The organism is Christiangramia pacifica, assembly GCF_057221535.1.
This window is the reverse complement of the sequence record NZ_CM170146.1, coordinates 2,375,867-2,390,309: the sequence shown is the minus strand read 5'-3', so window position 1 is coordinate 2,390,309 and position 14,443 is coordinate 2,375,867. Positions and strand designations below refer to the sequence as shown.

Genomic DNA, 14,443 nt, shown 5'->3' with positions numbered 1-14,443 from the left:
TTAAAACTGAATTAAAAATCCAGGCATGGTTTAGCTATTTTTTGCTTTATCCATTTGTTCCTGGGTAGCAAATTTCCAGGTAGGCATCTCATCATCTCCAGAATGTACTTCTTTAAAAGCCTGTACAATATTGTTATACGCACCACATCGGCAAATATTACCAGACATTCGCTCACGGATCTCTTCCTCTGAAAGTTTAAGATCTTTCTTTATATTCTTAATATTTTCGGTCACATAACTTGCTTCTCCATTCTTGGCCTCTTCTAATAAAGCTACTGAAGAACATATTTGTCCTGGAGTACAGTATCCACACTGAAATCCGTCATGTTTGAGAAAAGCTTCCTGCATGGCATGCATATTTCCTGGTTGGCCTAACCCTTCAACCGTGGTAACTTCCTTGTCTTCACAGGTAGCTGCGAGCGTTAGGCAGGAAAGTTTTCGCTTTCCATCAATAATTACGGTACATGCACCACATTGTCCATGATCGCAACCTTTTTTGGTTCCGGTCAAGGCCAGTCTTTCCCGCAATGCGTCCAGTAAACTCATTCTGGAATCCAGGGTTAGTGGTTTTACCATATCGTTCACCCTAAGGTTCACCTTGATTTCATTTAGAAAAATATTCGGGTTTTCGGGTAAGTCTTTCATAGTTTGCGCAAATAATTCTGAAGTAAAATAAGAGGAGGCCCAGATGCTTAAACTTGCAGCCGAAACCTGTTTCAGGAACTTTCTGCGAGATGTTCCGTTAAGGCCAACCTGGTCAAAAATTGTTTCTTCATCTTTACTAAATTCTCTGGAATCGAGATCATCACGCCATTTTTCCGGATCGTTCATACTTTTAATTTTAATGGGAGGTTATTCAGTTTTTAAGATAAATGTTTTGTTTTACTGAATAAGTTAGAGATATGTGAAAGTTTGAAAAAATTAAAAATCATGGCTTCGATTAAGTCTAAGTCATTGAAACGCATGCCTTAAAACTTATTCTGGATTTGGAATTACCACTAATGGAAATGAAAAAAGAGGACGCAATAGGCCCTCTCCATTACTAATTTATTTTAATTTTTTCAGATTAAGAACAGAATTTATCCAATGCCTGCTCGCTAACATAGTCGAATTTACCTATTTCAATAAATCTCCCTTGAGTCCAGGAAAATTCAATACTGTCAGCACCAATTCCGCTAAAGCTTGTTTAGGAATTCGGAGGTTTTTCAGATTTAGAATTTATGACCTAAATGCTATTAAAAATCGGCGGTTACCTTCTTTAATTCCGCCCTACTTTTCAGGTATTTTTTCTGCAGACTGATCTCTTTAAGTTTGGCTGAAATAAATGAATTTTCCCTGTTATTTACCAGAAATAATGAACTATCTCCCAACTGGAACATCCGCAATTCCGCTGAAACAAGATCGTCGTAGTTATCTACTAATTCATTCATATCCATCAACTGCTCTCTGAAAGAAACAATTTCGGTTTGCAGCGTTTGAATTTTGTTTTCGATCTCCCTACTGGTACTGATCAATTCAAATCTTGAATTTTCCAGGGCAACTTTCGCCAGCTGCAGATTTCCACGTTCTTTTCGAAGGAAAAGTGGAACTTCCAGTTTTAAACCGAATTTATAATCTTCAGTATTCAATCTTCTCCATTCACGCGGTTCGCTGGTCAAAAAATTATAACTTAAATTAATATTGGGCAGCAATTTATTGGTCATAAGTTGCTTTTCTACCTGCATAATATCAACCTCGTATTCCAGGGATCTGATCTTGGGGTTACTTCGAACATTTTCCAATGCGTTCAACTCGTCCGGGATCCATAACTGGTCTACACTCGAAAAAAGCTCTTCATCAGGAAAAACATTTTCGGTGATTTCCACAGGAACATTATTTTCTGCCCATAGATAATTTGACAGACCAAGTGAGCTCTTTACATAATCTAATTGCGCCTGCTGATATTGAATCCTTCTGTTCCTGAAATTCGTATTAGCCTCCAGCGTATCAACCGCAGGCCTATCTCCTGCTCTGAATCCAATTTTGACTGACTTCAGGCGGAATTCTGCGTTATCCAGAAATCGCTCATACAGTTCCAATTGTAGATAAGCCGCATACCATTCAAAATATGCATTCACTGCATTATATAAAACATTCGCAACCGCTAAATCTCTTTTCGCCTGTGACTGCTCACGGTAGATCTTAGCTTGCTTCAAAGAAGCCATTCTCTCACTCATCCAAAGACCGTTGGTCACATCAAGGTTTACTCCGGCAGAAAAAAGACCATCTTCAGGCACGGTATTCTGGGGATTTAGATAATAACCTGCATTATCTTCATATTTCGCATTAAACTCAAGTCCGTAATAGGTAGGAACTTTAAATGCAGCATCAAACAGACTGTAATATTCAGTATCCTTGTACTCTTTATTGGAAAATCCACCAGCTACTTTAGGATCAAAAGCACCACGGGCTTTCATTAATTTAAATTCTCCTTCATCAACCACAAGTCCAGCCTGTTTTACCAGAGGATGAAAATTCTTAACGATCGCCATGTATTCTCCAAACTCTAATTGCAGACTATCCTGCTCTTGAGCGGAAGATTTAGCGAATATCAGTATTAGTAAAAGAAAAATTAATTTTCTCATCCCTTCTTTTCATTTGAAGAATTATCAGTTCCCGGACTATAGTAATTTGGAGGGAATCCATTAAGTTGTCGCCACAGTTCATACCAGATAGGAACATCTTCCAGCAACGCAAGCGTGGAGGCTCCGGAACCAATTTTGATCTCTTCTGGCCATGCATATTCTTCTTCATCTGGAGCTAAAAGAACCCTGTATTTTCCATTCGGACTAATAAAATTTTCAATGGCTACGATCTCAGCTCCAAAAGTTCCGTATGAACTATTTGGCCATCCGCTGAAAACAATTGCCGGCCAACCATCAAATTGAATACGAACTTTTTCACCAATATGCAGCAAAGGCATATCTATTGGATCTACATAAGTTTCCACCGCGATCTCATAATTGGAAGGCATAATACCAACTAAAGGTTCTCCTTCTTTAAAAGTTTCACCTATACCAGCTTTTATTGCTTTGTTAATGTAACCAGATTGTGGCGCACGTATGTAATACATTCCTTTACGCGTATCGTAATTGGCAAAATCTGTTTCCAGTTTGCTGATATCAGCCTGTGCCTGGTAAAGATCACTTTCCGCAGTGGAGCGATCACTCTGAATCTTAGAGATCTTTTCACCATATTCTGCCTGAATTCTATTTAATTCTATCCTGGCATTGATAATTTCATTTCTGGACGCCAGCACTTTATTTTCCTGGGCAATTTCCTTTGCTTTTGCTTCCTGAAGTTTCAATCGGTAATTTTCTACCTCTGCCATGGATTTTAAACCTTCATCATTTAACGTCTCAATACGATTATACTGTCTTTGAGCAATCTCGTAATTTGTCCTTGCAGCTTCCAGGTCAATACTATCGCTTTTGAATTTAAGCTTGCTTTGCTCCAGTTTGTTTTCAGCCTGATTCGTCTTTAATCCTCTTTCCTGCTGAAGCGATCCTACCTGATTAGAGAGATATTGTATCTTCTCTTCATAAGAGTCCTGGCTGCTTCGTTTTACCCTGATCTGGTCTCCGGTTCGGTCAACGATCATCGTATCAAAGTATTCGCTTTTAACTTCTGAAATATGCAGAATAGTATCACCTTTTTCAACAAAATCACCTTCCCGTATATACCATTTCTCGATCTTCCCTGGGATTGGAGATTGCAGGGTTTGCGGTCTTTGAGCCGGGGTTAATGTGGTTACATAACCTTTACCGGCAACCGTTTGCGTCCATGGTAAAAACAGGACAATTACGAGAATCACCCCGAAAACGATCAGAAACCGATTAAAATATTTCTGATTACGCTCATTGAAGACCTTCTTTCCAGAAGCATATTGGGAAAGGTCTACTTTTTCGTGCAATTTATTTTTTGTGATGTTTAACATCTTAGTCTCTGGATTTAATTTTACCGTTCTCTAGCCAAATTATTTTTTCGCAATATTCCTCCCACTTCTTATCCTTACTCGCCACAATAATGGTCCAATCATTTTCTTTGCTGAATAAGAATTCAAGGATCTTATTTTCATCTTCATCGTCTAATTGATCTAGAGGATCATTTAATATTAGAACTGCAGGCTTTTTCACCACACTCCTCGCCAATATGATCTTTTTGGAAATGGAATATGGCATCTGTATCCCTTCCGGAAATATCATAGTGTTCAAACCTTTTGGTTGTTGCTTGATAAATTCTACCAGACCTGTTTTCTCCAGCGCCCACTGTATATCCTGTTTTGGGATATTTGGATCTCCAAGGGTTATATTGTCCAGAATCGTTCCCTCAAATGGAGATTCTTCCGTTAAAGATTGACCAATCAAAGCCCTATAGTGATTAGGATTGATGGCATGGATAGAAATGTCGTTCACAAAAATCTCTCCCAGACTTGGGGTATATAAACCTGAAATTACCTTCAACAAGGTAGATTTACCTGAACCATTAACTCCTTTTAGCAATATTCTATCTCCAGGATTGATCTTCAGGTCTATTCTTTTCAGGATCTTTTTATCATTGAAGCCTTTATACTGAACTCCGTCCAACTCAATCTTGAGTTTTTCTCCAATTTCAAATGGTTTTTCTCCGCCCTGGTCTTCCAGTTCTTTATCTACAACCTGTCCCATTTTCTCAAGGGAAGTCAGAATATCATAAAAGGATTCAATTCCAAGTATGATCTTTTCAACAGAATTAATAATCAAAAGAATGATGATTTCCGCAGCTACGAATTGCCCAATATTCATTTGTTGATTTAGTACCAGCATACCTCCTATTGCCAGAAGTCCGGCAGTTACCAGTACTTTAAATAGAATTAATTGGACAAACTGAATTCTTAAAACCTGGAAATGTCGCTCACGAGCATCAAGATAATCGCATAACATATTATCATTCTTGGTAATGGCGAAGTTTGTTCTTCCGGAAACTTTAAAACTTACCAGCGTGCGCGCAACTTCCTGGATCCAGTGAGCAATACGGTATTTATATTTCGACTCTGCGATACTTGCATCCAAGCCCCTTTTACCGGTTAATTTAAAGCCTATATAAAGCAGTATGACCAGTAGAAAACCGTATATGATAAAGAATGGGTGATACAGAGAAAGCAGAATCAGGCCGAAAAATACCTGCACTAAAGCCGCAGGAAAATCAATGACTACTTTAGATAAACCCTTCTGAATATTTAATACATCAAAAAATCTATTCGCAAGTTCAGGCGGATAGAAATTTCGCAACTGGTCCATTTTGATCTTCGGAAAGCGATAAATAAATTCAAACGAAGATCTGGTAAAGATCTTCTGTTGAACATTTTCCAGAATTCGTATCTGCATTAATTGCAGAACTCCTACAAAAGCTACTCCCAGTGTTACCAGGATTACTAAAACAAACCACGAAGTGGATATTCTGGCTCCCTGCATCAGGTTCACGATCGCCTGGATTCCCAATGGCACCGAAAGACTTATAAATCCTGCAAATATTGCGTAATAAAAAATCTGAAGGAAATCCCGTTTCTCCAGCTTCAGCAATCCAAAAAATCTCTTTAGGGGACTATATTTATTTTCCATTTGTCTCTTTCAATAGATTTGTAACCATATTCTTTAGAAAATGCGAAGGGTCACATTTTCCTTTTGCATCTGTAATGGTCTTAAAATGTTTGTTTAGAAAATGAAGGTGCAGCGCTCCATCGGCAATTGTAGAAGCAAGGCTAAACGGATAGGCGTATGCAGCATCAGCTTCTTCAACCATTTTACTTATGCGACTGATCAATCTTTTATAAATTAAAAAGTATCCAAACTGATTTTCCTGATCAACCTCTTTTGTCAAATAAGATTTTGAAGCTTCATTGATGACGATATTGTTGAGTGCCACCTCATTTACGTGTGCAAAACGAATATCTTCTTCTACAGGATAAGCCATTACTTCTATAGCTTTCAGCAATTTTTCAAAAGGATCCTGAATGCCATGAGTCGCGAACATGAGTTGAAATTCCTTCCAGCCCCAGAACCAATTAATTATATATACCAGGAAAATATGTTTGTTCTTAAAATACCTATAAACAGAACTTTCATTGGAACCAATTCGCTGACCCAGCTTTTTGAAGGTAAATTCTTCAAAACCTATTTCAGAAATCAGCAAGATTCCTTCACCCAGAATTTTACGCCCGAGCTTACTGCTTTCGGGGTCTTTAAGATATAGATCTTCGTTGATCCTAATTTTAAGGTCTTTTAAAAGTTCTTCCATTTCAATTCTAAAAAACCCAAAAATAATAGTATTACTATTAAAATATCAAAGTTTAGCTATTAATTAACACTTGTCCATAGATTATGACTTGGAAGAAATCATAGATATCAATTATGCAAAATAAGTTAGAATCCCAGAAATAACGCACAGATCACGTATATGTAATAAAAGTTACTTGGTAGATACCTTACTTATCTTAATTTTGAAAAATATTAGGTTAGAAAGTAATAATAGAGATTATGAAAATTGAACAAATATATACAGGATGTCTGGCTCAGGGAGCTTACTATATAGAAAGTGATAGTGAAGTGGCGATTATTGATCCCTTACGTGAAGTGCAGCCATATATAGACAAAGCAGAAGAAGCCGGAGCAAAGATCAAATATATTTTTGAAACACATTTTCATGCAGACTTTGTTTCTGGTCATGTTACTTTGTCTGAAAAAACCGGGGCACCTATTGTATTTGGACCCAATGCAAAAACCAATTTTGAATCGATCATTGCACGAGATGGCCAGGAATTCAAATTAGGAAAAGTTACTTTCAAAGTTCTGCATACACCTGGACACACCATGGAAAGTACCACTTATCTGTTAAGAGATGAGAATGGAAAAGATCATGCATTATTTACAGGTGACACTTTATTCCTTGGAGACGTGGGTAGACCAGATCTTGCTCAGAAATCTGCTCATATGACCCAGGAAGAGCTGGCGGGAACATTATATGATAGCCTTCGCAACAAGATCATGCCTCTAGCCGATGATATTACTGTTTATCCAGCGCACGGTGCCGGTTCTGCCTGCGGAAAGAACATGATGAAAGAAACTGTTGATACGCTAGGAAATCAGAAAAAAATGAATTACGCCCTGCGTGCAGATATGACGAAAGAAGAGTTTATAAAAGAAGTTACAGACGGATTATTACCTCCTCCGGCCTACTTCCCGATGAATGTCAAGATGAACAAGGAAGGTTATGAAGATATTGACAATATTGTGGCTAAAGGCCAGAGTGCTTTAACGGCTGATGCTTTTGAAGCTGCTGCTAATGAGACCGGAGCAGTCATGTTAGACATAAGGCACCAAAGCGAATTTGCCCAGGGACATATTCCTGGTTCAATTTTCATTGGACTCGACGGTAGTTTTGCTCCATGGGTGGGAGATCTAATCAAAGATGTAAAACAACCTATTCTGCTTATTGGTGATGAAAATAGAATTGAAGAAGCGATCACCAGGTTATCTCGCGTTGGTTTTGACAATACGCTAGGGTATTTGAAGGGAGGTTTTGAAACCTGGAAAAATTCTGGAAAGGAAATAGATACCGTGAGATCTGTACCCGCATCTGAATTTAAACCTGTGGCTGATAAAGCTCCTGTTTTTGATGTTAGAAAGCCCGGTGAACACCAATCTGAACATGTAGAGAATGCGAAGCATACACCACTTTCTGAAATCAATGAGCATTTAGCTGAGTATCCCGAAAAGGAAGATTTCTATATACATTGCGCTGGAGGTTATCGTAGTATGATCGCCGCTTCTATACTTAAAAGTCGAGGTATTCATAATCTTATCGATGTCCAGGGAGGTTTTAAAGCCATTAAAGAAATTGGAATTAAAACTACAGATTATGTTTGCCCATCTACATTAAAATAAGTGCCTTCATAAAACCAATGGATAGCTTGAATAGGTTATCCATTTTTTATTTTTGATCTTTAGATTTTGCTAGAATCATGATCCGAAAAAAAAGTCATAAAGATTATATTTTCGTTGGTGCTCAATTCGTGCTCTTTACACTTTACCTCTTTCCAACAAACCTGGGAAAGATTACCTTTTGGGAATGGTTAAGGTATCCGGGAATGATCATGTTGGTTTCCGGAATAATTCTCGCTTTGATCGCGTTGATACAATTAGACAATAAGATTTCACCCTTCCCCACTCCAGTAAAAAATGGAAAATTAATAACCACCGGAGCCTTTGCAATTTCCAGGCATCCTATTTATTTAGGATTAATTTTAATAACTTTTGGTTATGCCCTTTTTGAACTTTCAATATCCAGAATATTAATTAGCGCTCTCCTAACAATTCTTTTATTCTTCAAATCCATTTATGAAGAAAAATTATTGATAAGAAAATTTCCGCAGTATCTTGATTATAAAAAGAAAACCGGCAGGTTTTTCAAATAACAACCGAGCAAAAAACTTTATTTAAAAATTAGCTCATCTATACTTTTCTGCAATTCACCGACACTTAATTTTGATTAATCGAATTCTAACCGGGAAGAAAGGTTTTAGGTGCATTTTTGTTAGATTAGATAATAATACCCCGGTAAAATGAGAAAAAAACTGAATATCCTATTTATTGAAGATGATGAAATTGAGGTAATGAAATTAAATCGTACTTTGAATTCATTAGATCTGAAACATAATATTCAGGAAGCTGAGGATGGTGAAAAAGCACTGGAACTGCTCAGCCAAAAAGATCGCTTACCTGATATTATTCTTTTAGATCTCAATATGCCAAAAATGAATGGGATTGAATTCCTGAAAATTTTAAAAGAGAGCGATACCCTTAAATATATTCCAACAGTTATTCTAACCACATCCAACAACCGCAGGGATGTTCTGGAATGTTATAAGATAGGGATTGCGGGATATGTGATCAAACCTCTAAAGTATGATGATTACGTGACCAAATTAAAATCGGTATTTGAATACTGGAGTTTAAATGAACTTATAAAAGCATAAAATGAAAGGAATAGTTTTTACTGAATTTCTGGAAATGGTTGAAAATGAATTTGGCCTTGAAGTCCTGGACAGAATTATCATTAACTCAGATCTACCTTCAGAAGGTGTTTATACTTCTGTAGGGACCTATGACTTTTTTGAAATGCAGAAGCTTATTACTAATTTAAGTGCAGAAACTGGTATTTCTGTAAATGATCTTCTGTATGCTTATGGCAAATATTTCTTTCAGGTATTAACCAGAAATCACAGAGATATTTTCAGCTTATATAGTTCGCCTATAGATATGCTGGCCTCTATTGAAAATCATATTCACGTACAGGTAAGAAAAATCTATCCGGGAGCAGAATTACCAACTTTCAAAATTTTGGAACAAGGTGAGAATTACCTGGAAATGATGTATTATTCCGAAAGATCTATGTACATGTTCGCCAAAGCTTTGATGGAAAAAACTTTTGAGCATTATCATGAAGACTCTAAAATTGAAATGGAAATGATGAAGGAGAATGGTAGCCAGGTAAAATTCAAGATTCACAAGCAACCACATGCAGTCAACTAATAAAAATGAGATATTAGAACGTGCCCTAAAACGTGAAAAAGCGGCTAGAAAAGCTGCTGAATCTATACTTGAACAAAAATCAAGTGAACTCTACGAACTGGCCGAGGAACTTAAAAAGTCCAAGGCGCAACTGGAAGACTTATTAAATCAAAAAACTTCAGAGTTAGAGGGTGTATTCGAAAATATCACTGATGCTTACGTTATTATTGAGCTTTCAGGAGATGTTATCAAAATGAATGAGGCTGCGGTAGATTTGCTAGGTTATGATGTTGAAAAAGAGTCCATAAACCTTGTAAATTTAGTAGCTGAAGAATATAAAGAATACACTTTTGCAGCGTTTAAAGAATTATTGATTCACGGAAAATTCAACAATTATAAAGCTGTTGTAACTACAAAATCAGGCGATGAAAAAATCGTTCAGATCAATGCCAGTGTCATTTACGATTCAAATGGAGAACCTCTAGCTGCCCAGGGAATAGCCAGGGATATCACTGAAGAGACTGAATTTAGAAAACTAAATGAAGAACAGAAACAACAGCTGGATATCATTTTCAAAAACTCACCAATAGGAGTTAGTCTTTCAAAAAGTGGTGAGAGCGGTTTATTGATGGTGAACCAGGCGATGTGTGATATGCTTGGTTACACCTCTGATGAATTAAAGAAAATAAGTGTCCAGGAGCTCACGCATCCCGATGACGAAGAAATTTCAAAACTGCACCGAGAAAAGTTGTTCAGTGGAGAAATTGATACATTCAAACTTGAAAAGCGATATATCACAAAAAGCAATGATATTCTCTGGGCTAAAACTTCTGTAACTTTAGTCAGGGATAAACACGGAGCACCAGATTTTATGGTTGCGACCGTAGAAGATATTACCGAGCAAAAAATAGCCAATACAAAATTAAAAGAGTCAGAAAACAGGATGGCTACTTTAATTATGAATCTGCAGACGGGAATTCTTCTTGAAGATGAAACGAGACATATTCGTCTTACCAATCAAAAATTTTGCGATATGTTCGGGATTCCTGCACCGCCCGAAGCTCTTATCGGGGCAGATTGCAGTAATGCAGCTGAAGAATCTAAACATCACTTTAAGAATCCGGAGCAATTTGTAGAGAATATTCAAAAACTCCTCAAAGATAAAAAGGCAGTACTGGCCGAGGAAATAGAATTAAACGACGGTAGAATTTTTGAACGTAGTTATATTCCAATCTATTCCGATGGAATTTACAAAGGCCATTTATGGAGCTATGATGATGTAACTATCCGTAAGCGTTACAAGGAAAATTTGAGGATGCAAAAGGAGAAGTATAGCAATATTATAGCCAATATGAATCTGGGGCTTATTGAAGTTGATAATGATGATCGAATCATTATGGCCAATCAAAGCTTTTGTACTATTAGCGGTTATTCTGAGGAAGAACTAAAAGGAAAGATTGCATCTAAACTTTTATTACATGAAGATCAGGAGAATATTGTGTTTACTAAAAATGCTCAACGTGAAAAAGGTATTTCTGACTCTTACGAAGTTAAAGTAAGAACCAAATCTGGAAAAACCCGCAATTGGTTGATTAGCGGAGCTCCAAGTTATGATGTTCATGGAAAAGTTTCCGGTACCATTGGAATTCATCTCGATATCACCGAAAGAAAAGAACTTGAAGAACGCCAGGTAGAATTACTAAAAGATCTTGAATTACAAAATGAGCAGTTAAACGACTATGCACATATTGTTTCACATGACTTGAAATCTCCACTTCGGAATATTTCAGCGCTTTTAAGCTGGACCAAAGAAGATTTCAGGCATAAATTGGGGAAAGACAGTCTTACCAATCTTGATCTTATGGAAACCAAGGTGGAAAAGATGGATCACCTTATTGAAAACATCCTAAAATATTCGAGTATAGATAGTTCACAAATTAGTGAAGATCTCATCAATTCTAATGAACTGGTAGAGGACATCATCAACATGATCTATATACCGGAACATATTGAAGTGAAGATTAAAAATCAATTGCCGGTTATTAAAGCTGATAAAACAAGGATGCAGCAGTTATTTCAGAATTTAATCAGCAATGCTGTGAATTATATCGATAAGGAAAAAGGCCTTGTGGAAGTGGATGTTGAAGAGAAAAAAGATGAATACATTTTCTCAATCGTCGACAATGGTTGCGGAATCCCGAAAGAATATCATGAAAAAATCTTCAAGATTTTTAACTCTGCCAGCAACGATAAAAAATCTACCGGAATTGGGTTAAGTATTGTTAGAAAAATCATAGACCTATATGGCGGCCGTATCTGGCTTGAAAGTGAGGAAGGTGTTGGTACCACTTTTTATTTCAGTTTAATTAAGAACAGATGAAAATAGTTCAGGCAAAATATGTTGATGGAAAATGGAACTATATTTCTGATAAACGGGAATTGAAGGATCCGCTGGTATTGGTTTTCGCGGATAGATTCAATTTGGAAAAACCAGATTTGATCCAGGAAGTTAAAAATGAATTTCCTTATGCTCACCTGGTTTTTGGATCTGCAGCTGGAGAAATACTTGGCGCTAGTATCACCGAAACTGAAATTGTGGTCACCGCCATAGATTTCGAAAACGCTAGCTTTCAAATTAAAACCTCCAATATTCACGATCACCAGATGGATGCTTTTCAACTGGGAAAATCACTGATAGAAAAATTACCTAACGCGAATCTAAAGCACGTTTTTGTCATCTCAGAAGGCAGTTTTGTAAATGGAAGCGATCTTTTAAAAGGTCTTGATGTAGATGTAGAAAAAAGTTTCTGTATCACCGGAGGCTTATGCGGTGATGGGCCCAGGTTTCAAAAAACGCTGGCAGGTTATAATCAGGCAAAAGAAGGAGAAGTTATAGTGATCGGTTTTTACGGTGACACGCTGGAAGTATCCTATGCAAGCGTGGGAGGATGGATTCCATTTGGACCGGAAAGGATGATCACAAAATCTGAAAAAAATGTCCTTCATGCTCTTGATGGTCAACCTGCGCTTGATCTCTATTCAAAATATCTTGGAGATAAAGCTTCAGAGCTGCCGCAAGCCTCCCTTCTATATCCACTTTATCTGCGTGAGGAGGGAAAAGATCAACCTGTGGTGAGAACGATCTTGAATATAGATACAGAAAATAAAAGCATGATCCTGGCCGGAGATGTGCCACAGGGATCAAGAGTGCAATTGATGATGGCATCTGCCGATGCTTTGCTTGAAGGAGCTAGCGAGGCAGCAAAACTAGCTATGACCGGAAGAAAACAACAGCCGGAACTGGCGCTTTTAGTAAGTTGTATAGGCCGGAAACTGGTATTAGACCAGCGAGCTGAAGAAGAAGTAGAAGAAGTTATTAAAATTGTGGGAAGTGAAGTAAGCACAGGAGGATTTTACAGTTATGGTGAGATCGCACCTTTTCACGGTGAAACAAATGGTACTTTACATAATCAAACCATGACCCTAACCCTACTTAGCGAATGAATCCCTTGTTAAAAAGACAGATCTCAAAATATTTAGATCCATCGCTGGCCGAAAACCCCGAAATACAGGCTTTTTTAAGAGCAGTAGAAGATTCTTATGAGACAAATGAGGAACAATTCAAAATGCTTCAAAGGGCTATGAGGCTAAGCTCTGATGAACTTTTTGAAGCTAATCAGAGATTACAGAAAGATTATAAATATCAAAAGGATATTCTTGATAGTATTTCAGCGGCCATAAGTGTAATGCAGCTGGAAGAATTTGACGTTGAAAATGGCGATTTTGAAATTGGAAATCTTGCCGGTCATATAAAACTACAAAGTCAGAAACTTCAGATTGCAGCCAAGAAACAGGAAGAACTTTTGAAAAATCTGGAGAAAAAGAACAAAGTTTTAACAGATTATGCACATATGGTTTCGCATGATCTCAGGTCTCCACTAAGAAATATAGATAGCCTAGTTTCCTGGATCCTGGAAGACTCCCGTGAAAATATGGATGAGGCAACCAAAAAGAATTTTCAGATGATCCTGAGCAATGTCGAAAAAATGGATAAACTCATCAACGGAATCTTGAACTATTCGACCATTGAGCAGGCTAAACCCGAGGAATACGAGATAGACCTTAAATTTCTGGTAAGAGAAACCGTTAGTTTGATCGATATCCCTGAGTCTATTGAAATAAATATCGATGAAAACCTCCCGACGATCAAAGGAGATAAATTCAGAATTCAGCAATTATTTCAGAACCTGATCCAGAACGCGGTGAAAAGCATATCTCATGAGAACGGGAAAATTGATATCAATGTTCGTGATCGCGCAAATTTTTGGGAATTCGAAGTTAAAGATAATGGGAAAGGCATCCCGGAAAGGTTCCACAGCAAGATCTTCGGGATTTTTGAAAAGATCGAGAATGACCAGGGCGCCACAGGGATTGGACTTTCTATAGTAAAAAAGATTGTAGAGCATTATCACGGTGAAATTTACCTGGAAAGTGAAGAAGGAAAAGGAACAAGTTTTTATTTTACGTTACCAAGATGAAAGAACGGCCAAATCTATCGTACATCCACCAATTGTCAGGAGGAGATAAAGAATTCGAAAACAGACTCTTAGACGTAGTAAGACGGGAGCTTCCTGAAGAAACCCAGGTTTATCATGAGAACATCCAGGAGAAAAAATTCCAAGAAGCTGCGGCAAATGTTCACAAACTTAAACACAAAATTAGTATTTTAGGACTCGAAGAATCTTATCGCTTTGCAGAAGTCTATGAAGAAGAACTTCGGGAAGGGATAAATAAAGGGCAGGCAGAATTTGAAGAAATCCTTCAGGCGATGCATGCTTTTATCGACGAGTCCTAAA

13 protein-coding genes are annotated in these 14,443 nt (G+C 37.4%); 8 read left to right on the top strand and 5 right to left on the bottom strand.

From position 1 onward, the window contains the following. Window positions 1-30: 30 nt before the first annotated feature. The 5 genes from AC2S94_RS10985 to AC2S94_RS10965 form a co-directional block, all read right to left on the bottom strand. A complete protein-coding gene (locus AC2S94_RS10985) occupies window positions 31-831 on the bottom strand; it encodes a 2Fe-2S iron-sulfur cluster-binding protein (RefSeq protein ID WP_484628653.1) in 801 nt (266 codons plus the stop codon). A gap of 404 nt (window positions 832-1,235) precedes the next feature. Next, window positions 1,236-2,624 carry a TolC family protein gene (locus AC2S94_RS10980; protein WP_484628652.1) on the bottom strand — a complete coding sequence of 463 codons (1,389 nt, stop codon included), beginning with the start codon at window positions 2,622-2,624 and terminating at the stop codon, window positions 1,236-1,238. Continuing rightward, window positions 2,621-3,976 (bottom strand): HlyD family secretion protein, encoded by a 1,356-nt coding sequence (locus AC2S94_RS10975; RefSeq protein ID WP_484628651.1) that lies wholly within the window; start codon window positions 3,974-3,976, stop codon window positions 2,621-2,623. Before AC2S94_RS10975 ends, AC2S94_RS10980 begins: the two co-directional genes overlap by 4 nt. A 1-nt stretch (window position 3,977) precedes the next feature. Continuing rightward, window positions 3,978-5,639 (bottom strand): peptidase domain-containing ABC transporter, encoded by a 1,662-nt coding sequence (locus AC2S94_RS10970; RefSeq protein ID WP_484628650.1) that lies wholly within the window; start codon window positions 5,637-5,639, stop codon window positions 3,978-3,980. Further along, window positions 5,629-6,315 (bottom strand): TetR/AcrR family transcriptional regulator, encoded by a 687-nt coding sequence (locus AC2S94_RS10965; protein ID WP_484628649.1) that lies wholly within the window; start codon window positions 6,313-6,315, stop codon window positions 5,629-5,631. The genes AC2S94_RS10970 and AC2S94_RS10965 overlap by 11 nt, the downstream gene beginning before the upstream one ends. A gap of 239 nt (window positions 6,316-6,554) precedes the next feature. Between AC2S94_RS10965 and AC2S94_RS10960 the strand changes: the two genes are divergently transcribed. From AC2S94_RS10960 to AC2S94_RS10925, 8 genes are all read left to right on the top strand, one after another. Further along, entirely contained in the window at window positions 6,555-7,961 is a 1,407-nt protein-coding gene (locus tag AC2S94_RS10960) for an MBL fold metallo-hydrolase (RefSeq protein WP_484628648.1), read from the top strand. A gap of 77 nt (window positions 7,962-8,038) precedes the next feature. Next, a complete protein-coding gene (locus AC2S94_RS10955) occupies window positions 8,039-8,491 on the top strand; it encodes a methyltransferase family protein (RefSeq protein ID WP_484628647.1) in 453 nt (150 codons plus the stop codon). Window positions 8,492-8,638: 147 nt separating this feature from the next. Then, complete coding sequence (locus AC2S94_RS10950) at window positions 8,639-9,052, top strand: response regulator (protein WP_484628646.1); 414 nt, start codon at window positions 8,639-8,641, stop codon at window positions 9,050-9,052. Window position 9,053: 1 nt separating this feature from the next. Further along, complete coding sequence (locus AC2S94_RS10945; RefSeq protein ID WP_484628645.1) at window positions 9,054-9,608, top strand: heme NO-binding domain-containing protein; 555 nt, start codon at window positions 9,054-9,056, stop codon at window positions 9,606-9,608. After that, the gene (locus AC2S94_RS10940) at window positions 9,595-11,967 is read left to right on the top strand and encodes a PAS domain S-box protein (RefSeq protein ID WP_484628644.1); all 2,373 of its coding nucleotides are present in this window, start codon (window positions 9,595-9,597) and stop codon (window positions 11,965-11,967) included. The genes AC2S94_RS10945 and AC2S94_RS10940 overlap by 14 nt, the downstream gene beginning before the upstream one ends. After that, window positions 11,964-13,091 (top strand): FIST signal transduction protein, encoded by a 1,128-nt coding sequence (locus AC2S94_RS10935; RefSeq protein WP_484628643.1) that lies wholly within the window; start codon window positions 11,964-11,966, stop codon window positions 13,089-13,091. Before AC2S94_RS10940 ends, AC2S94_RS10935 begins: the two co-directional genes overlap by 4 nt. Then, window positions 13,088-14,125 carry a sensor histidine kinase gene (locus AC2S94_RS10930; RefSeq protein WP_484628642.1) on the top strand — a complete coding sequence of 346 codons (1,038 nt, stop codon included), beginning with the start codon at window positions 13,088-13,090 and terminating at the stop codon, window positions 14,123-14,125. The genes AC2S94_RS10935 and AC2S94_RS10930 overlap by 4 nt, the downstream gene beginning before the upstream one ends. Beyond that, the gene (locus AC2S94_RS10925) at window positions 14,122-14,442 is read left to right on the top strand and encodes an Hpt domain-containing protein (protein WP_484628641.1); all 321 of its coding nucleotides are present in this window, start codon (window positions 14,122-14,124) and stop codon (window positions 14,440-14,442) included. Before AC2S94_RS10930 ends, AC2S94_RS10925 begins: the two co-directional genes overlap by 4 nt. The last annotated feature ends 1 nt before the right edge of the window (window position 14,443 follow it).